We start from the raw sequence: 22,055 nt of genomic DNA on the forward strand, positions 1-22,055 counted from the left end.
TCACCTACCCGGAACCTGTTCCAAGGGAGACCGCCATGGCCCTGACCCATACCCCTTCATCCGAAGTTGTCCGTATTGCCCCGCTGGGGGCCGCAATCAGAGGCGCGGTCAATACCGCCGTCCTCAAAGCCAAGGAACTTGAAGTGATTCGCCTGGTGGTGCCGGCCGGAAAAACCCTGCCGCAACACCAGGTGCCAGGCGAGATCACGCTGCTGTGCATCGAAGGCGAATGCGAGCTGAAGACACCCGGTGCATTGCAGGTTTTGGCCACTGGCGATTTTGTCCACCTCGAAGGCGGCACACCGCACGCGCTCACCGGCCGCAGCAATGCCTCGCTGCTGCTCACCATCAGCCTGTGCACGGAGCGCGGTTAAGCGCGTGCGCTGACGCTGGCTGCATGGTGCGTCCTACAGTCTGGCAAGGGATACCGCGCGATAGTGGTGCATCGGCCTAACGCACGCTGTTTTGCGGCGCGGCCTTTGTTCCACTTTCCTGAAAGGGACCCACCATGCAAACCCGACATCTTCTGATCGCCACCGCCTTTGTTGCCTCCCTGGGCCTGGGCGCCTGCGCTTCCAACCCCACCAACGCCCAGATCGGCACCGGCGTCGGAGCTGTCGTTGGCGGTGTCGCCGGCAACGCCCTGCTGGGGACCGGCGGTGCCATCGCCGGCGCCGCAGGCGGCGCCTTGATTGGCCACGAACTGGGCGAAGACCGGGACCAGCGCCGCCGCTGATCCTGGCCGCAACGCCAAGGCCTGAAAAATTTGGCCAAAAGAGCTTCCAGCGCACTACCCATAAGCGCTAGCAGCTCTTTTTTTAGGAGCTAACAACTACTCCCTTGCGACTCCCGCGCCAGGCGCCAAACAGCGCAATCAGCCCCGGCACCAGAATCAAGCCCCAGATGATCTTGTCCAGATGCTCACGCACAAAGGCCAGGTTGCCAAAAAACAGACCTGCGCTGCTCACCCCCAGCACCCACAGCGCGGCACCGCCGACGTTGTAGGCGCTGAACTTGCCCCGGCCCATGGCCGCCACGCCCGCCACGAAGGGAGCGAAAGTGCGAATGAACGGCATGAAACGCGCCAGCACGATGGTGATGCCGCCGTAGCGTTCGTAGAAGGCATGCGCCTGGTCAAACGCGCGGCGGTTGAACCAGCGCGACGATTCCCACTGGAATACGCGCGGACCGAACCAGCGGCCAATCGCGTAGTTGCACTGGTCTCCCAGCACCGCCGCGGCGAGCAGAACGGCCACGGCCGGGGCAAATTCCATCATGCCGGCGCCGCAGAGCGCGCCCACGATGAAGAGCAGCGAATCGCCCGGCAAAAAGGGCATGACCACCAGGCCGGTCTCGACAAACACAATCAGGAACAGCAGCGCGTACACCCACAGGCCGTAGGTGGCAACGAAGGCTTCGAGGTGCTTGTCGACGTGCAGAATGAAGTCGATCAGAAAGGCAATGGCGTCCATGAACAGGCTTTGGGCAGGCGTTGAATAAGGCGGGCCATTATGGCGATCTCTCCTGCCCGCGGCGCCAATCTCTAGAATCTTCGCGTGCAACACGTTTCTCCCCCAGCTCCTACCGCTTCCAAAGCCGCCCGCCGCCCCATCTGCGACCTGCCCGACGAACTCGTCAGCCAGATTGCCGCCGGCGAGGTGGTGGAGCGCCCCGCCTCCGTGGTGCGCGAACTGGTGGACAACGCGCTCGACGCCGGCGCCACGCAGATCACGCTGCGCCTGCTGGCAGGCGGCGTGCGGCTGATCAGCGTGGAAGACGACGGCTGCGGCATTCCCCAAGCCGAGCTGGCGGTGGCGCTGCGCCGCCATGCCACCAGCAAGATCCGCACGCTGGACGACCTGGAGAGTGTCGCCACCATGGGCTTTCGCGGCGAGGCGCTGGCGGCCATTGCGTCGGTCTCCGAACTTGCCCTGCTCTCGCGCCCTGCTGGGCAAGACAGCGCCTTTCTGCTTGATGCCCGCAGCGGCGAGCTGCGCCCCGTGGCGCGGGCCATGGGCACTACGGTAGAAGTGAAAGAGCTGTTTTTCAGCACGCCGGCGCGGCGCAAGTTCCTCAAAACCGATACCACCGAGCTGGCGCACTGTGTCGAAGCGGTGCGCCGCCACGCCCTGGCGCGGCCCGACGTGGGTTTTGCCATCTGGCACGAAGGCAAGCTGGTGCAGCAGTGGCGCATCGCCCTGACGCATGGCGCCGGGGCGGGAGCGCTGGAGCGGCGCCTGGCCGACGTGCTGGGCGAAGAGTTCCTGGAGCAATCGGTGGCATTGACCCACCAGGAAGGCCGCATCACCCTCACCGGCCGCGCCGGCCTGCCGGACACGGCACGTGCCCGCGCCGACCAGCAGTATTGCTACGTCAACGGCCGCTTCGTGCGCGACAAGGTGGTGGCCCACGCCGCCCGCAGCGCCTACGAAGATGTGCTGCACGGCCAGCGCCAGCCGGTGTATGCGCTGTACATCGACATCGACCCGGCGCGCGTGGACGTGAACGTGCACCCGACCAAAATCGAGGTGCGCTTTCGCGACAGCCGCGAAGTGCACCAGGCGGTGCGCCACGCCATCGAAAGCGCCCTGGCCGCGCCGCGCGCCGGGGCCGTGGCGGCCGCGCCTCCAGCCGCTATGGGCTACGCAGCCGGTGCCACGGAACCTTCAGTAAATTTTGAACAAAATGGGCCTCCAGTGCTTATTCCACGGGCGCAGGCAGCTATGCAATTTGATGCACCCATCGGCCACCGTGTGGCCGATCTGGGTGCGCTGTGGGGCCAACCCCGCGCGCCAGAGCCTGAGCCCGAGCGCAAGGACGTGAGCGCAAGCAGCACTTGGGTGAGCGCCGAGCAGCCTGCGTGGCAAAGCCCGGCCCCGGACACACCGGGCACGCAGTCCCCCCCCCAAGCCGAGGTCTGGCCGCTGGGCCGCGCGCTGGCGCAGCTGCAGGGCATTTACATCCTGGCGGAAAACGCCCAGGGGCTCATCATTGTCGACATGCACGCCGCCCACGAGCGCATCGTCTACGAGCGACTCAAGTCGCAATGGGACAGCGGCGCACGCATCGCCAGCCAGCCGCTGCTGATCCCCGCCACCTTCGCCGCCACGCCGCAGGAACTGGCCACCGCCGAGCAGAACGTGGACGCACTGGCCGCGCTGGGCCTGGAGATCACCCCCTTTTCTGCCCGCACCCTGGCGGTACGCGCCGTGCCCGCCACGCTGGCGCAGGGCGATGCCGTGGAGCTGGCCCGCAGCGTGCTGGCCGAGCTGGCCGCGCACGACGCGAGCGGTGTGGTGCAGCGCGCGCAGAACGAGATCCTGGGCACCATGGCCTGCCATGGCGCCGTGCGTGCCAACCGGCAGTTGACGCTGCCGGAGATGAACGGCCTGCTGCGCCAGATGGAGTCGACCGAGCGCTCGGACCAGTGCAACCACGGCCGGCCCACCTGGCGCCAGCTCAGCCTGCGCGAGCTCGACGCGCTGTTCCTGCGCGGGCGCTGAGAGCCTGTTCAAAGCCGCTGCGTCGCGGTTTTCACCATGCCACCACGCTCGGACGCCCTGGCCGAGCGCGGGGCTGGCTTCGCATCGCAAGTTCTGCACCGATTTGCACCACAGTCGCCATGCACCAGCACCTAAACCGGGCACAACAGCACTGTTTTCGTGCGTCTGCGCCCCATTTTGTCGCATCAATCCATGCCGACTTGGCATAATGTCATGCTGCACCGCCGCACAAACCCCTTTTCCCGAAAGACAACTGCCATGAAATTCGCGTCCGTCGAGGCTTTTCTTGCCGAGGTAGCCACCCGCAATCCGCACCAGCCGGAATTCCTCCAGGCCGTCACCGAGGTGATGGAAAGCCTGTGGCCCTTCATTGAGAAACACCCCAGGTACGCCGAGCAAAGCCTGCTCGAACGCCTGGTGGAGCCCGAGCGCGTGATCATGTTCCGCGTTTCCTGGACCGACGACCATGGCGCGGTGCAGGTCAACCGTGGCTACCGCATCCAGCACAGCATGGCCATCGGCCCGTACAAAGGTGGCCTGCGCTTTCACCCCTCGGTCAACCTCTCGGTGCTCAAATTCCTGGCGTTCGAGCAGACCTTCAAGAACGCGCTGACCACGCTGCCCATGGGTGGCGGCAAGGGTGGCTCCGACTTTGACCCCAAGGGCAAGAGCCCCGGCGAAGTCATGCGCTTCTGCCAAGCCTTTGCCAGCGAGCTGTTCCGCCATGTCGGCGCTGACACCGACGTGCCCGCGGGCGACATCGGCGTGGGCGGCCGCGAAGTCGGCTTTATTGCCGGCATGTACAAGAAGCTCAGCAACCGCGCCGACTGCGTCTTTACCGGCAAGGGCCTGTCGTTCGGCGGCTCGCTGATCCGCCCCGAGGCCACTGGCTACGGCACGGTGTATTTCGCCCAGGAGATGCTCAAGACCCGTGGCAAGTCGTTCGACGGTCTGCGCGTGTCGGTGTCGGGTTCGGGCAACGTCGCCCAGTACGCGGTCGAGAAGGCCATGGCCCTGGGCGCCAAGGTGGTGACGGTGTCGGATTCGAGCGGCACCATCGTCGATGAAGAGGGCTTCACCACCGAAAAGCTCGCCATCCTGATGGACGTGAAAAACCACCACTACGGCCGCGTGAGCGACTACGCAAAACGCACCGGCGCGCGCTTCGAAGCCGGCAAAACACCCTGGCATATCCCCGTGGACATCGCCCTGCCCTGCGCCACACAGAACGAGCTGGATGCCAGCGACGCCACCACCCTCATCAAGAACGGCGTGCTGTGCGTGGCCGAAGGCGCCAACATGCCCTCGACCATCGAAGCGGCCAAGGCGTTCGAAGCTGCGGGCGTGCTGTACGCACCGGGCAAGGCCAGCAATGCCGGTGGCGTGGCGACCTCGGGCCTGGAGATGAGCCAGAACGCCATGCGCCTGAACTGGACGGCGGAAGAAGTGGACGCCCGCCTGTTGATGATCATGCAAGGCATCCACGCCGCCTGCGTCCAGCACGGCACGCGCGCCGATGGCTCAGTGAGCTACATCGACGGCGCCAACGTCGCCGGCTTCGTCAAAGTGGCCGACGCCATGCTGGCGCAGGGCGTGGTCTGAGTCACGACTGCAACCCTCCAACCCAAAGGGACCGCGCGGTCCCTTTTGATTTCATGCTGCCTCGGACGCCTCTATAGGCTTGAGGTCAGGCGCGGTCGGCTGGGTCGGTGCCTCGGACAACTTGGCAAAGCGCGCCAGCACATGGCGCGTCCAGTAGCCGATGTCGTAACGCTGTACCTGCATCAGCATACGGCCCATGCGCAGGCGCTGCTCCACCTCGCCCATGGCCAGGGCTTCATCCAGCGTATCGTCAAGCGAGCTGCGGCTGAAAGGGTTGACAAGGATGGCGTCTTCCAGCTCCATCGCCGCGCCAGAGAATTCAGACAGCACCAGCACGCCGGCCTCGCCCTGTTTGGCGGCGACAAACTCCTTGGCCACGAGGTTCAGGCCGTCACGCAGCGGTGTGATCCAGGCAATGTCCGCGGCGCGGTAGGCGCACACCACTTCCTCGAAGGTCAATGGCGTGGTCGAGAGGTGGATGGGCAGCCAGTGCAGCGTGCCAAAGTGGCCATTGATGCGACCCACCAGTTGCTCGATTTTTTGCTGCTCGGCACGGTACACCTCCATTCCCTCCGCAGCGGCCACGGTCACGAGCAGGAGTTTGACGCGGCCGTGCAGATCGGGGCGACGCTTGAGCAGGCGCTCGAAGGCTTCGAGCTGCTGGCGCCCGCCCTTGGCGTAATCCACACGGCTGACGGACACAATCAGCGTTTCGGTATTCAGATCCTTGCGGATGCGTTCGGTGCGCGCCTTGCCTTCGGGTGAATTGACGGTGCTGGCAATCAGCGCTGGCGCCGTACCAATCGGGCAGGTGTCAATGACGATGCTGCGCCCTTCCACATCGAGCTGCACCGTCACACGCGGCTCGGACAAAGCGCAGGCGCGCTGAAGGATCGGCAGGCTGACCGGTGCTTCATGCCGCACCACGCCTTCGCGCAAGCTCTCGACCACGGCGCAGAAGTTCTGCGCAAAACGCGGCACGTGAAACCCCACCAGATCGCAAGCGAGCAGGCTGTCGATGATCTCGTCCCGCCACGGCAGGATGTTGAAGGCGTCAGGCGCCGGGAACTGCGTGTGATGGAAGAAGGCGATCTTCAGGTCGGGCCGCATCTTGCGCACAAAGCCGGGCACCAGCCACAGGTTGTAGTCGTGCACCCAGACCACCGCGCCCTGCTCCGCCTCGGCACACGCAGCTTCGGCAAAACGCCGGTTCACTTCCCGGAAATCAGCCCAATGGATGTTTTCGGTCGAGTACAGCCACGGGAAGGTATGGATCACCGGCCACAACGCCTCTTTGGAGGTCACATGGTAGAACTGGTGGATCTTGGCAGCCTCCAGTGGAAGGCGCACCACGTCGTAGTTGCCGTAGCTGTCGCTGACCGTGATACGGCGCTCGAAATCCAGCGCCTTGCCGACAGCGGCCTTCTTCCAGGCCACCCACACAGCCTTGTCCACATGGCTGAAAAAACCCTTGATGGCAGGGATGATGCCGTTGGGGCTGCGCGGCTCGCGCATCACGGTCTGGCCGTTTTCCACAAGCTCTTCATACGGCTGGCGGTGGTAGACGACGACAAGTTCGTTCCTCAATTCTTTCTGGGTGGGCTTATTCATGCGTGTCCTTTCTTAGTGAATGCGGTGCAGGGCGTCGAGCACGCCGGCGGCGCCCTCTTTGTCACTCCAGTGCACCTTGGGCAGGTCTTTGGCGGCCTCAGCCAGCAGCGGCTCACGGTTGGCGACGATGACGCCCTGCAGGCCCGTCTGGAACAGCGACAGGTCGTTCAACGTGTCCCCCGCCACCAACGTGCGCTCCTTCGGCAAGCCGAGCGCGCTCAGGGTGCGCAAGAGCGTCGGGCCTTTTTGCACGCCGCGCGGCAGCACGTCGAAGTAGCGCTCGGCCGACAGCAGCACGTCGTAGCCCGCCGCCTCCAGTTCGCTGCGCGCTGCACCCGCGAGGCCCGTGTCGGAATAAAAGCAGGAGACGCGCCGCCCCTCCACCACGGGCTGCTCCGTGAGATGCGGATGGCGGGCCAGAATGCTGCGCACAACGGCCGGCGCGTGCCGTGGCCAGCCTTCGTCCAGCCAGCCCTCAAGCGCTGGCAGCGGCGCACGCTCAGCACCGGCGTACACCGCTGTACCGACGTCGGAAATGATGTGATCCGGTTGCAGTGGCAGTTCATCGAGCACATCGCGCATGGTGGTCAGGCTGCGCCCGGTGACGTAGATCAGCACGATCTCGCTGCGCCGCTGGCCAATCCAGTCGTACAGGGCCGTGCGCTCGTCGGCGCTGCCGCCGAGAAACGTGCCGTCGAGGTCGGTGGCGAGAATGGTCTGGTGCATGGGCGCTCCTTTCGTGAAGGGTGGGCAAGAAACCCGCCCCAGCGAAGGGCTGGCGGAAAAAGCCGCAGCCCCGGTGCCAGCGCGGATGAGAAAGAGGTGACAAGAAAGCACGGCCGCCGAGGCTGCCGTGAGCGAGGCGCGGCGTTTACAGCGCCCTGCTGGCTTCTGGAACGCCCGAAGCCTGCGCCAACGCCACCACAATGGGGCTCTGCTTGCCCAACATCAGGGTGTGCGTGGGGAAGGCAAAATCGACGCCGAGGGCGGCAAATTCGCGCATCAGTCCCAGGTTGATGGCCTGCTGTACATCGCGGTAGGCGGTGTAGTCGGGCGTGAGCATCCAGTACACGACCTCGAAATCAAGGCTGGAGCCACCAATGCCGGTGAAATGCGCGCGGTCAAACCGGGCCTGCTTCTGCGCATCCACAACCTTCTTGATGGCGTCCGGAACCTGCTCAAGCTGATCCGGCGTGGCATCAAACGTAAGGCCAAAGGTAAAAGGAATGCGCCGCTCTTTCATGAGCTTGTAATTGCGCAGCCGCGATTTCGTCAGATCGCCATTCGAAAATACCAACACCTCTCCGCTCAGGCTGCGCAAGCGGGTGGTTTTGAGGCCAATATTCTCGACGCTGCCACTGAAATCGTCGATAACGATGAAATCGCCGACCTGGAAAGGTTTGTCAAGCACAATACTGAGGCTCGCAAACAGATCGCCGAGAATATTTTGCAGCGCCAGGCCAATGGCAATACCGCCAATGCCCAATCCGGCTACCAGGGCATTGACATCAAAACCCAGATTATCGAGCAGCAGAAGCAGCAGAATGGCCCAGGCCACCACCCGACCAATGAAACTCAGAATCGACAGGGCGCTGGTGGTGGAAGGGTCCTTTTGCAGCGAATCCTGCCGCACAGTGGTGATCCAGCCACTGATGAAGGCATTGGCACACAGCCCCAATTGGAGAAAAAATGCCACTGTGGCCATACCGGACAGCCAGCGCTCGCTGCTGGCACGCAATACCAACTCGTTGCTGGCAGGGATCAGAGCCACCACCGCCACCAGATACCAGCGCACTGCGCGCAACCCCTGAACCAGGGCGTCGTCCCAGCGGGTGCTGGTGGATGCCGCCCATGTTGAAATACGTCGAATGATCAGTGGCAATATGATTTTCATCATTACCACGGCCCCTACAATCCAGACCGCTGCCTGCAACCACGCGAGCAGGCCATTGCCAGCAAAAGACATATCGAGAAATTCCTGCATCGTCCGGGGTACTCCTTGCATCAAAATGGCATGAATATTGAATGATTTTCGATCCGCGCTATGAGAATCATCAATATTCACAAAAATAGCGCCGAAATATATGCGCATTATGAATTATAACAGAATACACTCTAATTGTCTATATTCAATTAATCCGAGAATACTATTGACATAATCCAAGACCATGTTCATGGGGGTGCGAGGAAGACGCATCCTGACTTCGTCTGGTACGCTCAAAGCGATGCCCGCCCCCTCTCTCGCAGCCCCTCCGATCGCAGCACCAGCGGTATCGCCTGACCTGGCCGTTGTAGTGCTGGCGCTGCTGCTCAGCATTCAGCCGGTCACCACCGATCTGTACCTGCCTGCGCTCCCTGCGCTGACGCGCAGCCTGGGTGCGCCGGTGGCGCAGGCGCAGCTCACGCTCAGCGCTTTGTTGCTGGCGTTTGGTGTGTCGCAGCTTGCCTGGGGGCCGCTGTCTGACCGCTTGGGGCGCAGGCCCGTGCTGCTCCTGGGTCTTGGGCTGTACACGCTGGCGTCCATCGGCAGCGCACTGGCGCCCTCCATGGATTGGCTGGTGATCTGGCGCACGCTGCAGGGTGCGGCCATGGGCGCGGTGGTGGTGTGCGCGCGGGCCATCGTCCGCGACCTGTACGCACCACTGGCCGGTGCCCGTGCCATGTCGCGCGCGCTCACGGGGTTGGGGATCGTCGCCTGCCTGAGCCCGCCAACCGGCGCGCTGCTCTCAGGCTGGCTGGGCTGGCGCGCGGCGCTGCTGGCATTGACGGTTTTTTCGATGGCGGCGCTGGCGCTCGTGGCGCTGCGACTGCCCGAGACGCTGGCGCGCCGCAACCTGCGGGCCCTGGAACCCGCCACCCTCCTGCGCACCTGGATGCACGTACTGCGCAATCCGACGTTTTGGGCTTTCTCCCTGCTCACCACAGCGTCCTACGGCGGACTGTTCACCTTTCTGGCGTCGTCTTCGTTCGTGTTCATCGAAGTGCTGCATCTTTCGCGCACGCAGTACAGCTTGGCGCTGTTTTTCAGTGCCTTTTCCTATTTCGGCGGCACCTTCGCCTGCCGCGCCATACTCACGCGCCACGGCCTGCGCTGCACCGTAGCGGTGGCGGGGGCGCTAAGCCTGGGCGGCGCGCTCGCCATGCTGTTGCTGGCCTGGGCCGGTGTGCGGCACCCGATCGCACTGCTGCTGCCGTTCTACTGCTTCATGGTGGCGCATGGCATGCACCAGCCGTGCGGGCAGTCGGGCTGCGTGGGGCCGTTTCCGCACGCGGCCGGCGCGGCCTCGGCGCTCAATGGGCTCATGATGATGCTGGCGGCCTTTGCCGTGGGCGGCTGGGTGGGCGCACACCTTGATGGCACCATTTGGCCGCTGGTGCATGGCGTTATCTTTTGGGCCACGCTGGTGGCAGCCGTGGCGTGGACACTGGTGCAAAAGTTTGGAGAACCGCTTGAGCACCGCTGAGGCCCTGCCCTGCCTGGCAATTGCCGGCCCCACCGCGTCTGGCAAAACCGGCGCGGCCCTGGCGCTCGCCGAGCGCCTGGCCGAGAGGGTGGCGCTGGAGATCGTCAGCGTCGACTCGGCCCTGGTGTACCGCGGCATGGACATCGGCACCGCCAAGCCCACGGTAGCCGAACGCGCGACCGTGCCGCACCACCTGATCGACATCCGCGAACCCTGGGAGCCCTACAGCGCAGCCGCCTTCGTGCAGGACGCTACCCGATTGATCGGCGACATTCGCGCTCGCGGCGCCCTGCCACTGCTGGTGGGCGGCACCATGCTGTATTTCAAGGCACTGATCGACGGCTTGGACGCCATGCCCGCCGCCGACCCAGACGTGCGCCAACGCATCGAAGCGCGCGCCGCGCAACTGGGCTGGCCAGCGCTGCACGCCGAGCTGGCCGGGGTCGACCCGGTGACCGCGGCACGCTTGGCCCCGGCTGACAGCCAGCGCATCCAGCGTGCGCTGGAAGTATGGGAAATCTCCGGCCAGCCCCTATCTGCCTTTCATGCTCCTGAAAAGAGAGCTTCTAACGCAGACGGTATAAGCGCTGGATGCCTTTTTAGCCTTGAACCCGACGACCGCGCCTGGCTGCACGCCCGCATTGCGGCGCGCTTTGATGGCATGCTCGCGCAGGGCTTTCTTGCCGAAGTGCAGCGCCTGCGCGCCGACCCACGCCTGCACGCCGACCTGCCTGCCATGCGCTGCGTCGGCTACCGCCAGGCCTGGCAAGCGCTTGACGCCCAAGCGGCCAGCGGACGCCCACTGGACCTGGCCGACCTGCGCGAGCGCGGCATCGCCGCCACGCGGCAACTGGCCAAACGCCAAATCACCTGGTTGCGCAGCATGCCCGGGCGCCAACGCATCGCCTGCGACGCTGCGGACATGCAGGCCGCTCTGGAGGTCGCCGTGCTGGCGCGGCTGGAGCAGCCTGCGCCATGAGCACAGCACCGGGCCAGCCCAAGCCAGCTCGCAGCACGGAGCCTCCCAAATGAGCGTCCAGGTGCGGGTGGCAGGTCTCGCCAAACGCTATGGCGACAGCACGGTGTTCGAGCAGGTCGATTTCACGGTGGCGCCAGGCGAGTTTGTCGCCATCATTGGCGACTCGGGCGTCGGAAAATCCACCCTGCTCAACTGCCTGGCGGGCCTCGACACCTGGAGTGCCGGCAGCATCCACCATGGCTCCACTGACCTCGCCACCCTCGACACGACCCGGCGCGCGCTATGGCGCCGGGCGAATGTGGGCTTTGTCTTCCAGGCGTTTCACGTGCTGCCGCATCTTGATGTCGCGCAGAACGTGTCCTTGCCGCTCATGCTGCTGGGCGACAAGGGTTTCACTGCTCGGGTAGCCGACATGCTGGACGCCGTCGGCCTGGCAGGTTTGGGCACGCGGTTGCCGCAGCAACTCAGCGGCGGCCAGCTGCAGCGCGTGGCATTGGCGCGTGCGCTGGTGCACCGCCCCGCTCTGCTGCTGGCCGACGAGCCGACCGGCAACCTTGACCCCGGCACGGCAGGGCGCGTGCTGGACTTGCTAATCGCCCAGACGCACCGGCATGGCGCCTCGCTGGTGCTGGCGACCCACTCGGACGCCGCGGCGGCGCGCGCCGACCGGGTGCTGCACCTGACAGCGGGCGGCATGCGCGGCTGACAGCCGGCTTATTCGATGACGAGACGCTGGCCGCTACCGCCCTGCTTCTTGGGCAGGTTCAGCGTCAGCACGCCGTTGTCGTACTTCGCCTGGCACTGGCTCGCCTCGATATCGGCCGGCAACTGGAAGCTACGCGACACACTGCCAAAGTAGCGCTCTGAGCGCAGCATTTTCTCGCCCTCGGTTTGCTGGTCCTGCTGGCGCACTTCGGCACGCAGCGTCACCACATTGCCATCGACCGTGACATGTATTTCGTCCTTGGGTACGCCAGGCACCTCGGCGGACACCAGGAAGCCACCGTCATTTTCCTTGACGTCCACCTTCATCTGGCCGGGGCTCGGCAGCGGGTCACCGTGCAGCGGGCGCACATAGAACCCCGGATTCACATCCTTGAAAAACTCGTCAAACAGGCCACCGCGGCCGATCAATGCGTTCATGGCAATAGCTCCTTTCAAAGTTGCTGGTTTCAAGGTGGGCCAGCCATCAGCCGGCCTCTGAGCAGCATCTAGGGTGCGCGCGCCACAATTCAAGAACTGCACAATGGCAAGGTGCTCCGCCTCTTTCGCGTCTGGTCCCTCCAAGCCCTCGCCCGCCACCCCTGGCAGAGCCTGGCGGCTGTATGCGCCGTGATGCTGGGCGTGGCGCTGGCCTTCGCGGTGCACACCATCAACGCATCGGCGCTGGAGGAATTCGCACAGGCCACGCGCAGCATCAACGGCACACCCGACCTGCAGTTGCGCAACACGCAAGGGCATGTGGACGAGCGCCTGTACCCGCTGCTGGCGCGCGAGCCCGAGGTGGCACGCGCCAGCCCGGTGCTGGAACTGCAATTGCAGGCCAGCGCCACCAGCACCGCAGATCGGCAGACGCCCACCCTGATACGTGTGCTGGGCGTAGATGCGCTCTTGCTCCCTGCCACCGCACCCGCGCTCATGCCGCGCCCCTGGGCCAGGCTGCCCACCGACCGCCTGGCCCTGTTTGCTCCGGCCGCGGTGTACCTCAATGCGCAGGCGCGGCGTGCGCTGGACTTGCCCGAGGCACCTGCCGAGGCACCCAGCATCACGCTGCGGCGCGGGCTGGAGCAGTTCACCGTGCGGGTCGCCGGCACCGTGGTCGCAGGCGGCGCACCACTGGCGGTCATGGACCTTGGCGCCGCCCAAGATATGTTTGGCCTGGCGGGTAGCCTGAGCCGCATCGACCTGCAACTGCGCCCGGGCACGGTGCGCAGCAGCTTCACCCAGCGCATGGCACAGCGCACCGACTGGCCGCCCGGCCTCGTGTGGGCCAACGCGCAGGACGCCGGCCAGCGCATGGATGCGCTCTCGCGCGCCTACCGCGTCAACCTGAGCGTGCTGGCCCTGGTGGCGCTGTTCACGGGCGCGTTCCTGGTGTTCTCGGTGCTCTCGCTCAGCGTGGCGCAGCGCTCGGCCGCGTTTGCCCTGCTCGCCGTGCTCGGCGCCACGCCGCGCCAGCGCCTGCTGCTGGTGCTGCTGGAATCGGCCACGTTCGGCGTACTGGGCAGCGCGGCCGGTGTGGCACTGGGCACGGCGCTCGCAGCGGGTGCGCTGGGCCTGCTGGGCGGTGACCTGGGCGGCGGCTACTTCAGCGGCGCAGAGCCTGCCTTGCAGTGGAGCGCGCTCGCGGCGGCAGGCTATGGTGCACTCGGTGTTCTGGCCGCGCTGCTGGGCGGCTGGTGGCCGGCGCGCACCGCCGAGGCTTTGCCGCCTGCGCAAACGCTCAAGGGTCTGCACACCGCCGGTACGCAAGCACCCTCGCCGCGCACCGGACTGGCACTGTTGGCCACGGGTGTGCTGCTGGCCTTTGCTCCCGCAGTGGCAGATCTGCCGGTGGCGGCGTACCTGTCGGTGGCGGCGCTGCTGCTGGGCGGCATTGCCTTGCTACCGAGTGGGGCGGCGTTGCTACTCAAGGCACTCGGTGCATGGTCCCGGCGACATCCCCTCGCGCTGCTCGCGGTGGAGCGGGCACGCCGCACGCCCGGACTGGCGGCCGTGGCAGTCGGTGGTGTGGTGGCAAGTCTGGCGCTGGCCGTGGCGCTGACGGTCATGGTGAGCAGCTTTCGCGGCTCGATGGTGCAGTGGCTGGATGCCGTGTTGCCCGCACCGCTCTATGGGCGCGGCGCCTCGGCCGACGGCCAGGCGGCTTTCAGCGAGCGCTTTGTGCAGGCAGCGCGCGCCCTGCCAGCGCTCGCGCGCGTGGAAGGCCTGCGGGTGGTGCAGCTCCAGCCCGACCCGGCGCGCCCGGCCGTCGCCCTGATTGCCAGGCCCCTGCAGGCTGGCGCTGACAAGGTGCTGCCCTTGATCGGCCCCGCGCTTGCCGTACCGCCTGGCCGGGTCGCGGTGTACGCGAGCGAAGCGGCCGCGGACTTGTGGGGCGCGCAGCCGGGGTCTGATCTGGCGCCATTTTTAGAGTCTTTTAGGGCTCTAGCGCAGGATGGACAAGCGCCAGCAGCTTCCTTTTTTGTAGCTGGCGTGTGGCGCGACTATGCCCGCCAGACCGGCGCACTGGTCATCGACAGCAACGCCTTCGCCGCCTTGAGCGGCGAGCGCGGCGCCAACGACCTGGCACTGTGGCCCGCTGAGGGTACCGACATGTCAAGCGCACGCCGCGCGATCACGCAACTGGCCACGCAGCAAGCAGGCGCAGCGGCGGCCGAGGGCCTGCAATTCTCATCGGCCGGCGAGGTGCGCGAACGGTCGCTGCGCATCTTTGACCGCAGCTTTGCCGTCACCTACTGGTTGCAGGCGCTGGCGATCGGCATCGGCCTGTTTGGTGTCGCTGCGAGCTTCAGCGCGCAGGTGCTGGCGCGACGCAAGGAGTTCGGACTGCTGGCGCATCTGGGCCTGACGCGCACACAGATCCTGGCTGTGGTGGCCAGCGAAGGCGCGGCCTGGACGGGCGTTGGCGCTGCGGCTGGCCTGCTGCTGGGAGTCGCCGTGTCCCTGGTGCTGGTGCTGGTGGTGAATCCGCAGAGCTTTCACTGGACCATGGAGCTGCGCTTGCCGCTGCTGCGGCTGTTGCTGCTGTGCGCTGCCGTGGTGCTCGCCGGCACCGCTACCGCCTGGCTGGCCGGGCGGGCCGCCGCGGGGCGGGACGCGGTGATGGCGGTGAAGGAGGATTGGTGAGCCGGGAAACCTGCTGCGCCACAATCGGCGAATGACCACCACCGCCACCCCCTGGCTGCACCAGGCCATCGACCGCATCGAAGCCGACTACCAGCGCAGCGCCGACACGCACCTGATCCCGCTGCGCCTGCCTTCGCATGCGGCGCAGGGCATCGACCTCTACCTCAAGGACGAATCCACCCACCCCACGGGCAGCCTCAAGCACCGGTTGGCGCGCTCGCTGTTCCTCTACGCCCTGTGCAACGGCTGGGTGCGCGAAGGCTCCACCATCGTCGAGGCGTCGAGCGGCTCCACCGCGGTCAGCGAAGCCTACTTTGCGCGCCTGCTCGGCCTGCCGTTTGTCGCCGTCATGCCGCGCGGCACCTCGCCGGAAAAGATCGCGCAAATCGAGTTTCAGGGTGGGCGCTGCCACCTGGTGGAGAGCGCTGGCGCCGTCTACCACGAGGCGCATGCGATTGCCGAGCAGACAGGCGGCCACTACATGGACCAGTTCACCTACGCCGAGCGCGCCACCGACTGGCGCGGCAACAACAACATTGCCGAAAGCATGTTCACGCAGATGGCGCGCGAGCGGCACCCAGTGCCGCGCTGGATCGTGGTCGGCGCGGGCACCGGCGGCACCAGCGCCACGATTGGCCGCTACGTGCGCTACCAGCGCCATGCCACCAGGCTGTGCGTCACCGACCCGGCGGGCTCGGTCTTCAGCGCCTACCACCGCACGGGCGATGCTGCGCTCACGGCACCCGGCTCGCGCATTGAAGGCATTGGCCGGCCGCGCGTGGAGCCAAGCTTCATCCGCACGCTGGTGGACCGCATGGTCGAGGTGCCAGATGTGGAATCGATTGCCGCCATGCAGGCGCTCTCGCACTTGCTCGGGCGGCGTGTCGGGCCGTCCACGGGCACCAACTTTGTTGCCATGCTGGCGCTCGCGGGCGAAATGCGCCAGCGCGGCGAGCAAGGCTCCATCCTCTCCTTGCTCTGCGACGCTGGCGAGCGGTATTTGCCCACCTATTGCGACGCCACGTGGGTCGCGGAGCGCTTTGGCGACTGCACCGCCGCACACGCCAAAATGCAGGCGCTGATGGCGTAAGCACCATGCGCCCGGCACCGTCGACAACACCACCCGCAACGGTGCCAACGTCCGCCTGGTCGCGACGCGAGTGGCTTGCGCTGTGCTTGGGCACGTGCACCTTGCCGCTCACGGCTGCGGCGCAGACCCTTCCTGCCGGGCCGCTGCATTTTCCCCGTGACCACGGCAGCCACCCCGAGCTGCGCACCGAGTGGTGGTACCTTACCGGCCACGCGCGCGCAGGCGAACGCACCTTCGGTTTTCAACTGACCTTCTTTCGCAGCCGGGTGCCAGGAACACAGGCGCTGCATTCGCGGTTTGCCGCACGGCAACTGCTCTTCGCGCACGCGGCGCTCACCGACCTGCAAGGCAGGCGAATGCTGCACGAGCAGCGGATTGCGCGCGCCGGCTTTAGCCTGGCCGAGGCGAGTGAGCAGGATACGGATATCGTCCTCGGCGATTGGCTTTTGAAACGTCGCGATGCCGCGGGTCGCAGCCAGTACACCGCTCGCATGCTGGGCACCGATTTCGCACTGGAACTGGAGCTGACGGCCACCCAGGAGGTGCTGCTGCAAGGCGAGGCCGGAATTTCGCGCAAGGGGCCGCAGCCCGACAACCTGAGCTACTACATCACCGAGCCGCAGTTGCAGGTGCAAGGCCACATCACCCTCGGGCGCGAGCGCTTGGCCGTACACGACACTGCGGCCCGCGCCTGGCTGGACCACGAGGCCAGCCAAGCCATCCTGCCGACCGAGGCCGTGGGTTGGGACTGGATAGGCATGAACCTGGAGGATGGCAGCGCGCTCACGGCTTTCCAGCTGCGGCGCGCGAATGGCACGGCGCTCTGGGTGGGCGGTTCGTGGCGCGCGCCTGGCGGGCCAGCACGCAATTTTGGCCCTGAGACGCTGCGCTTTACGCCCCTGCGCTCCTGGACCAGTGGCGCTAGCGGTGCACGCTACCCCGTGGCCTGGCGGCTCAGCACACCGGTCGGCCTGTTTGAAGTGCACGCGCTGCTGGATGCGCAAGAGCTCGACAGCCGCGCCTCCACCGGGGCCTTCTACTGGGAAGGCTTGAGCGAACTGCGCGGGGCACGAGGCCAGGCAGTGGGGCGCGGCTATCTGGAAATGACAGGCTATGCCGCGCGGCTGGCGCTGTAACAGCGCCGTTTGGCAGACAGCCCGGAATCAGATTTTCCCGGCCCCGCGCCGGCGGGTCAGCCAGGCGATGATTTCGCCCATGATGCCGCGCCGGAAGGCGAGCACACAGACCACGAAAATCAGGCCCGTGACCATGGTGACCGATTCACCCAGCGTGTTGAACCAGTCGATATGGGTCGTCTCGGCAAGGAAATGCCCCACCTCGCCAAGCTTGTTTTCCAACAACACCACCACGGCCGAGCCCACCAGCGGACCAGAGAGCGTTCCCAAGCCGCCGAGCAGCGTCATCAGCACCACGTGGCCCGATGCCGTCCAGTGCACATCGCTGAGCGTGGCAAACCCCATCACCAGCGTCTTGAGGGCACCCGCCAAGCCAGAGAGCGCTGCCGAGAGCACAAAGGCCAGCAATTTGAATCGGTTGGTGTCGTAACCCAGCGAAGTCGCGCGCGGCTCGTTCTCCTTGATGGCCTTGAGCACCTGGCCAAACGGCGAATGCACGGTGCGCACGATCAGCAGAAAAGCCGCCACGACAATGGCCAGCACGATGTAGTACAGCACCAGGTCGTTCTTGAGGTCGATCAGGCCAAACAGCATGCCGCGCGGCACCGACTGCAGGCCGTCCTCACCCCCGGTGAACGGGGCTTGGAGCGCGACGAAAAACAGCATCTGCGCCAGCGCCAGCGTGATCATGGTCGAGTAGATGCCCGTGCGCCGGATCGCAAAGAAGCCGACGATGAGCCCCAGAAAGGCGCCCCCGGCCGTGCCCAGCAGAAGGCCCACTTCCGGGGTCAGGCCCCATACCTTGATCGCGTACCCAGTGACATACGCAGCTCCGCCAAGAAAGGCGGCATGGCCGAACGACAGCATGCCGGTGTAGCCCAGCAACAGGTTGAAGGCCGCGGCGAACAGCGCGAAGCACATCAGCTTCATCACGAAAACCGGGTAGGCGCCTAAAAATGGCGCCGCCAACAGACCTACGAAAAGCAGGCCATAGCCCAGGACAGCAAGATTCTTGAGATTCATGTTGTGGGCCCCGTCAATTTTCTTTGCCGAACAGGCCGGCGGGGCGAATCAGGAGCACGATCACCATGATGACGAACACCACGGTGGACGAGGCTTCTGGATAAAAAACTTTGGTGAACCCTTCAATGACGCCAAGACCAAGACCGGTCAGGATGGACCCCATGATCGAGCCCATGCCACCAATGACCACCACGGCAAACACCACGATGATCATGTTTTGCCCCATCAAAGGCGACACCTGGTACACCGGGGCCGACAGAACACCCGCAAACGCCGCCAGCGCGGCGCCGAAGGCATAGGTGAGCGTGACCATGACGGGCACGTTCACACCAAAGGCTTCGACCAGGCGAGGGTTTTCGGTCCCTGCGCGCAGGTAGGCACCAAGTTTGGTCTTTTCGATCACGAACCAGGTGGCAAGGCAGACGGAGATAGACGCCACCACGACCCAGGCGCGGTAGTTGGGCAGAAACATGAACCCGAGGTTGGTACCGCCAGACAGCAGATCGGGCGTGTCGTAACCCAAACCCGACACACCGTAGACCGAGCGGAACACACCCTCGATCAACAGCGTCAACCCCAGCGTGAGCAGCAGACCATACAAATGGTCGAGCTTGTAGATCCAGCGCAGCAGCAGGCGCTCAATGAGCACCCCGAACACCCCCACGACCAGCGGTGCCACCACCAGCATCACCCAGTAGTTGATGCCAAAGTAGTTCATGGCCATCCAGGTAATCACGGCCCCCATCATGAACAGCGCACCATGCGCAAAGTTGATGACATTGAGCAGGCCGAAGATCACGGCGAGCCCCAGGCTAAGAATTGCGTAGAACGAGCCGTTGACCAGCCCCAGAAGGAGCTGGCTCAGCAAGCCTGGCAATGAGATACCAAAGAATTCCATGGGCAGAACAGGTCGTGGAAGGGTCGGGTCAGAGGTTTATTTCCAGAGCGCGCACTTGCTGTCGGCCTTGGTGGTGAACACCGAGTCGCCGGGCAGCTTCTTCACGATCTTGAGGTAGTCCCAGGGCTTCTTGGATTCGGAAGGTTGCTTGGCTTCCACCAGGTACATCTCGTGCACCATGCGGCCATCCGGGCGGATGATGCCGTTCTTGGCATAGAAGTCGTTGATGGGCGTCTTCTTCATGTACTCCATCACCTTGTCGGCATCGGTTGTCTTCACGGCCGCAACGGCCTTCAGGTAGGTCATGGTGGCCGAGTAGTCGGCCGCCTGCACGTCCGTGGGCATGCGCTTCATCTTGGCGAAATACTTCTCGCCAAATTTGCGCGATGCATCGTCCTTGTCCCAGTACCAGCTGGTGGTGTGCAGCAGGCCGCCCACATTCTTCAGGCCCAGGCTGTGGATGTCACTCAGGAACACCAGCAGACCTGCCACTTTCATGGTCTTGTCAATACCGAATTCCTTGGCGGCCTTGACGGAGTTGATCGTGTCGCCACCCGCGTTGGCCAGGCCCAGGACTTGCGCCTTGGAGCTTTGCGCCTGCAGCAAGAAGGACGAAAAATCCGACGCGTTGAGCGGATGGCGCACGGCGCCCAGCACCTTGCCACCCTTGGCTTCCACCACGGCAGAGGTATCTTTCTCAAGCGCATGGCCAAAGGCATAGTCGGCCGTCAGGAAGAACCAGGTCTTGTAGCCCTCATCGACCAGAGCTCCGCCCGTACCCTTGGCCAGTGCCACGGTGTCGTAGCCGTAGTGCACGGTATAGGGCGTGCAGGCTTCGTTGGTGAGCGCCGACGAACCAGCACCGTTGTTGATGTACACACGCTTCTTCTCCTGCGCCACCTTGGCCGTGGCCAGCGCGGTGCCCGAGTTGGTGCCACCGAAAATCATGGTCGCGCCCTGTGTGTCGATCCATTCACGTGCCTTGGAAGCGGCGATGTCGGCCTTGTTCTGGTGGTCGGCCGTGAGCAGTTCGATCGGTTGACCAAGCGCCTTGCCGCCAAAATCATCAATGGCCATCTGGATGGCAGTAGCGCCGCCCTTGCCTTCCACATCCGAGTAAAGGCTCGACATGTCGGTGACGAATCCGATGACGACCTTTTCCTGGGCGTGCGCGGCGCCGGTGGCCAGGCCTGCAGCGGCGAGCATCAATGCCAGTGTGGTGTGCTTGTACTTCATGCGGTGTCTCCTTGTGGACGGTTGGAAAACAAAAAAATGAAAGGATGCTTGCGACAAGCAAGCGGCAGTGACGCGCTCAAATCCCCAGCAACTGGTTGAGGATCGGCATACGGGATTCAAGCTCTGCCGCAGCGAAATGCTGCACCACGGCGCCATGTTCAATCACGTAAAACCGATCAGCAAGCGGAGCGGCGAACCGAAAATTCTGCTCGACCATGACCACCGTATAACCCTTGGTCCGCAGCGTGGTGATCATGCGTGCCAGCGCCTGCACGATCACCGGCGCAAGGCCTTCGGAAATTTCGTCGAGCAGCAACAGCTTGGCACCCGTGCGCAGGATGCGCGCCACGGCCAGCATCTGCTGCTCGCCGCCGGACAGGCGCGTGCCCTGGCTATTGCGGCGCTCGGCGAGGTTGGGAAACATGTCGTAGATCTCTTCAAGCGACATGCCGGGCGTGCCGGTCTTGAGCACTGGCGGCAGCAGCAGGTTTTCTTCGCACGACAGGCTGGCGAAGATGCCCCGCTCCTCCGGGCAATAGCCCACGCCAAGGTGCGCAATGCGGTGCGTGGGCATGTCGATGGTTTCCACGCCATTGATCTTGATGGAGCCCTTGCGCGCCCCGGTCAATCCCATGACGGCGCGCAGGGTGCTGGTGCGGCCGGCGCCGTTGCGCCCAAGCAGCGTCACCACTTCGCCGGGCCGCACGACAACGTCAATGCCATGCAGCACGTGCGATTCGCCGTACCAGGCTTCTAGCTTGGCAATTTCAAGGGCGGGAGTCTGGCTGGCGGTGCTTGCCATGTCAGTGCGCTCCTTGCAGCTGGGCATCGGTGCTGCCCATGTAGGCTTCCATCACCTCGGGGTTGGTGGAAACTTCGTCGTAGGGGCCCTCGGCCAGCACAGTGCCGCGCTGCAGCACGGTAATGCGGTCGGCGATGGTCGAGACCACTTTCATGTTGTGCTCCACCATCAGGATGGTGCGGCCAACCGAGACCTTGCGGATCAGGTCGGTCACGCGGTCAACGTCCTCGTGGCCCATGCCCTGGGTAGGCTCATCGAGCAGCATCAGCTCAGGCTCCATGGAAAGCGTGGTGGCAATCTCAAGCGCACGCTTGCGCCCGTAGGGCAGGTTCACGGTCACTTCGTCGGCCAGATCTTCGAGGCCCACCTCGGTGAGCAGTTGCATCGCCCGGTCGTCGAGCTGGCGCAGGCTGCGCTCACTGCGCCAGAAATGGAACGCCGTGCCCAGCCTGCGCTGCAGGCCGATACGCACGTTTTCGATCAGCGTGAGGTGCGGGAACACCGCCGAAATCTGAAACGAGCGGATGACCCCACGCCGCGCGATCTGGGCCGGCTGCTCGCGCGTGATGTCACGGCCATTGAAACGGATGCTGCCCGAAGTGGGCTCAAGGAATTTCGTCAGCAGGTTGAAGCAGGTGGTTTTGCCCGCGCCATTGGGACCAATCAGCGCATGGATGGAATGGCGTTGAACGTTCAAGCTCACGTCGCTCACAGCGGTAAAGCCCTTGAACTCCTTCGTCAAATTGCGGGTCTCAAGAATAAAGTCGCTCATCAGGACCTGAAGTGTTTTCTTAGGGATGGGGGCCATGCAATGCACACAGCAGAGCGCATGCAAAACTTGTCATAGGTCATGGTACGGCGC

The 22,055-nt window shown here is 64.8% G+C and carries 20 protein-coding genes; 10 read left to right on the forward strand and 10 right to left on the reverse strand.

All coding sequences use genetic code 11. From position 1 onward, the window contains the following. Positions 1-35 precede the first annotated feature (35 nt). Positions 36-374 carry a cupin domain-containing protein gene (locus tag D3F03_RS04075; RefSeq protein WP_119108041.1) on the forward strand — a complete coding sequence of 113 codons (339 nt, stop codon included), beginning with the start codon at positions 36-38 and terminating at the stop codon, positions 372-374. 134 nt (positions 375-508) lie between these two features. After that, positions 509-736, forward strand: coding sequence for an osmotically inducible lipoprotein OsmB (locus D3F03_RS04080; RefSeq protein WP_119108042.1), 228 nt, complete (start codon positions 509-511; stop codon positions 734-736). 82 nt (positions 737-818) lie between these two features. On the opposite strand, the gene D3F03_RS04085 is transcribed toward D3F03_RS04080, so the two are convergent. Beyond that, positions 819-1,472: a DedA family protein gene (locus D3F03_RS04085; protein WP_119108043.1), complete on the reverse strand. Its 654-nt coding sequence runs from the start codon at positions 1,470-1,472 to the stop codon at positions 819-821. Between the two features lie 84 nt (positions 1,473-1,556). Between D3F03_RS04085 and mutL the strand changes: the two genes are divergently transcribed. Together mutL and gdhA are read left to right on the forward strand one after the other, a co-directional pair. Next, complete coding sequence (mutL, locus tag D3F03_RS04090; protein WP_119108044.1) at positions 1,557-3,503, forward strand: DNA mismatch repair endonuclease MutL; 1,947 nt, start codon at positions 1,557-1,559, stop codon at positions 3,501-3,503. Between the two features lie 258 nt (positions 3,504-3,761). Then, the gene (gene gdhA, locus D3F03_RS04095) at positions 3,762-5,105 is read left to right on the forward strand and encodes an NADP-specific glutamate dehydrogenase (protein WP_119108045.1); all 1,344 of its coding nucleotides are present in this window, start codon (positions 3,762-3,764) and stop codon (positions 5,103-5,105) included. Between the two features lie 51 nt (positions 5,106-5,156). Here the strand turns inward: gdhA and ggpS are convergent, their stop codons facing one another. The 3 genes from ggpS to D3F03_RS04110 all read right to left on the reverse strand — a co-directional run bounded on the left by ggpS (position 5,157) and on the right by D3F03_RS04110 (position 8,781). After that, positions 5,157-6,716: a glucosylglycerol-phosphate synthase gene (gene ggpS / locus D3F03_RS04100; protein ID WP_245960485.1), complete on the reverse strand. Its 1,560-nt coding sequence runs from the start codon at positions 6,714-6,716 to the stop codon at positions 5,157-5,159. A 12-nt stretch (positions 6,717-6,728) separates the two neighbouring features. Continuing rightward, entirely contained in the window at positions 6,729-7,442 is a 714-nt protein-coding gene (locus tag D3F03_RS04105) for an HAD family hydrolase (RefSeq protein ID WP_119108046.1), read from the reverse strand. A 145-nt stretch (positions 7,443-7,587) separates the two neighbouring features. Then, entirely contained in the window at positions 7,588-8,781 is a 1,194-nt protein-coding gene (locus D3F03_RS04110; RefSeq protein WP_245960486.1) for a mechanosensitive ion channel family protein, read from the reverse strand. 160 nt (positions 8,782-8,941) lie between these two features. Between D3F03_RS04110 and D3F03_RS04115 the strand changes: the two genes are divergently transcribed. The 3 genes from D3F03_RS04115 to D3F03_RS04125 are packed head-to-tail and all read left to right on the forward strand — an operon-like array spanning position 8,942 to position 11,865. Continuing rightward, entirely contained in the window at positions 8,942-10,180 is a 1,239-nt protein-coding gene (locus D3F03_RS04115; RefSeq protein ID WP_119108048.1) for a multidrug effflux MFS transporter, read from the forward strand. Then, entirely contained in the window at positions 10,167-11,159 is a 993-nt protein-coding gene (gene miaA / locus D3F03_RS04120; RefSeq protein ID WP_245960487.1) for a tRNA (adenosine(37)-N6)-dimethylallyltransferase MiaA, read from the forward strand. Before D3F03_RS04115 ends, miaA begins: the two co-directional genes overlap by 14 nt. Before the next feature lie 49 nt (positions 11,160-11,208). Further along, positions 11,209-11,865 carry an ABC transporter ATP-binding protein gene (locus tag D3F03_RS04125; RefSeq protein WP_119108049.1) on the forward strand — a complete coding sequence of 219 codons (657 nt, stop codon included), beginning with the start codon at positions 11,209-11,211 and terminating at the stop codon, positions 11,863-11,865. An 8-nt stretch (positions 11,866-11,873) separates the two neighbouring features. Here the strand turns inward: D3F03_RS04125 and D3F03_RS04130 are convergent, their stop codons facing one another. Beyond that, a complete protein-coding gene (locus tag D3F03_RS04130; protein WP_119108050.1) occupies positions 11,874-12,302 on the reverse strand; it encodes an Hsp20/alpha crystallin family protein in 429 nt (142 codons plus the stop codon). Between the two features lie 111 nt (positions 12,303-12,413). Between D3F03_RS04130 and D3F03_RS04135 the strand changes: the two genes are divergently transcribed. Genes D3F03_RS04135 through D3F03_RS04145 form a run of 3 tightly spaced genes read left to right on the forward strand, consistent with a single transcriptional unit; the run spans position 12,414 to position 17,234 of the window. Further along, positions 12,414-15,008, forward strand: a complete 2,595-nt coding sequence (locus D3F03_RS04135; protein ID WP_119108051.1) for an ABC transporter permease — start codon at positions 12,414-12,416, stop codon at positions 15,006-15,008. A 31-nt stretch (positions 15,009-15,039) separates the two neighbouring features. Next, entirely contained in the window at positions 15,040-16,098 is a 1,059-nt protein-coding gene (locus D3F03_RS04140; protein ID WP_119108052.1) for a PLP-dependent cysteine synthase family protein, read from the forward strand. A gap of 5 nt (positions 16,099-16,103) precedes the next feature. Then, positions 16,104-17,234: a lipocalin-like domain-containing protein gene (locus tag D3F03_RS04145; RefSeq protein WP_119108053.1), complete on the forward strand. Its 1,131-nt coding sequence runs from the start codon at positions 16,104-16,106 to the stop codon at positions 17,232-17,234. A 27-nt stretch (positions 17,235-17,261) separates the two neighbouring features. On the opposite strand, the gene D3F03_RS04150 is transcribed toward D3F03_RS04145, so the two are convergent. The 5 genes from D3F03_RS04150 to D3F03_RS04170 form a co-directional block, all read right to left on the reverse strand. Beyond that, entirely contained in the window at positions 17,262-18,257 is a 996-nt protein-coding gene (locus D3F03_RS04150; RefSeq protein WP_119108054.1) for a branched-chain amino acid ABC transporter permease, read from the reverse strand. A 13-nt stretch (positions 18,258-18,270) separates the two neighbouring features. Then, positions 18,271-19,155 carry a branched-chain amino acid ABC transporter permease gene (locus D3F03_RS04155; RefSeq protein ID WP_119108055.1) on the reverse strand — a complete coding sequence of 295 codons (885 nt, stop codon included), beginning with the start codon at positions 19,153-19,155 and terminating at the stop codon, positions 18,271-18,273. Positions 19,156-19,191: 36 nt separating this feature from the next. After that, positions 19,192-20,391 carry an ABC transporter substrate-binding protein gene (locus tag D3F03_RS04160; protein ID WP_119108056.1) on the reverse strand — a complete coding sequence of 400 codons (1,200 nt, stop codon included), beginning with the start codon at positions 20,389-20,391 and terminating at the stop codon, positions 19,192-19,194. Positions 20,392-20,467: 76 nt separating this feature from the next. Continuing rightward, positions 20,468-21,193 carry an ABC transporter ATP-binding protein gene (locus D3F03_RS04165; protein ID WP_119108566.1) on the reverse strand — a complete coding sequence of 242 codons (726 nt, stop codon included), beginning with the start codon at positions 21,191-21,193 and terminating at the stop codon, positions 20,468-20,470. Between the two features lies 1 nt (position 21,194). Beyond that, positions 21,195-21,965, reverse strand: a complete 771-nt coding sequence (locus D3F03_RS04170; protein ID WP_119108057.1) for an ABC transporter ATP-binding protein — start codon at positions 21,963-21,965, stop codon at positions 21,195-21,197. Between the last annotated feature and the right edge of the window lie 90 nt (positions 21,966-22,055).

It is taken from the genome of Simplicispira hankyongi, assembly GCF_003570885.1.
Classification (GTDB): domain Bacteria; phylum Pseudomonadota; class Gammaproteobacteria; order Burkholderiales; family Burkholderiaceae_C; genus Simplicispira; species Simplicispira hankyongi.

Coding starts and splice junctions, on each gene's coding strand:
- D3F03_RS04115 (WP_119108048.1), top strand. CDS start 8,942: ATGCCCGCCCCCTCTCTCGCAGCCCCTCCGATCGCAGCACCAGCGGTA.
- D3F03_RS04085 (WP_119108043.1), bottom strand. CDS start 1,472: ATGGACGCCATTGCCTTTCTGATCGACTTCATTCTGCACGTCGACAAG.
- D3F03_RS04125 (WP_119108049.1), top strand. CDS start 11,209: ATGAGCGTCCAGGTGCGGGTGGCAGGTCTCGCCAAACGCTATGGCGAC.
- ggpS (WP_245960485.1), bottom strand. CDS start 6,716: ATGAATAAGCCCACCCAGAAAGAATTGAGGAACGAACTTGTCGTCGTC.
- D3F03_RS04140 (WP_119108052.1), top strand. CDS start 15,040: ATGACCACCACCGCCACCCCCTGGCTGCACCAGGCCATCGACCGCATC.
- D3F03_RS04170 (WP_119108057.1), bottom strand. CDS start 21,965: ATGAGCGACTTTATTCTTGAGACCCGCAATTTGACGAAGGAGTTCAAG.
- D3F03_RS04160 (WP_119108056.1), bottom strand. CDS start 20,391: ATGAAGTACAAGCACACCACACTGGCATTGATGCTCGCCGCTGCAGGC.
- D3F03_RS04165 (WP_119108566.1), bottom strand. CDS start 21,193: ATGGCAAGCACCGCCAGCCAGACTCCCGCCCTTGAAATTGCCAAGCTA.
- D3F03_RS04130 (WP_119108050.1), bottom strand. CDS start 12,302: ATGAACGCATTGATCGGCCGCGGTGGCCTGTTTGACGAGTTTTTCAAG.
- D3F03_RS04080 (WP_119108042.1), top strand. CDS start 509: ATGCAAACCCGACATCTTCTGATCGCCACCGCCTTTGTTGCCTCCCTG.
- D3F03_RS04145 (WP_119108053.1), top strand. CDS start 16,104: ATGCGCCCGGCACCGTCGACAACACCACCCGCAACGGTGCCAACGTCC.
- D3F03_RS04075 (WP_119108041.1), top strand. CDS start 36: ATGGCCCTGACCCATACCCCTTCATCCGAAGTTGTCCGTATTGCCCCG.
- D3F03_RS04150 (WP_119108054.1), bottom strand. CDS start 18,257: ATGAATCTCAAGAATCTTGCTGTCCTGGGCTATGGCCTGCTTTTCGTA.
- D3F03_RS04105 (WP_119108046.1), bottom strand. CDS start 7,442: ATGCACCAGACCATTCTCGCCACCGACCTCGACGGCACGTTTCTCGGC.
- gdhA (WP_119108045.1), top strand. CDS start 3,762: ATGAAATTCGCGTCCGTCGAGGCTTTTCTTGCCGAGGTAGCCACCCGC.
- D3F03_RS04155 (WP_119108055.1), bottom strand. CDS start 19,155: ATGGAATTCTTTGGTATCTCATTGCCAGGCTTGCTGAGCCAGCTCCTT.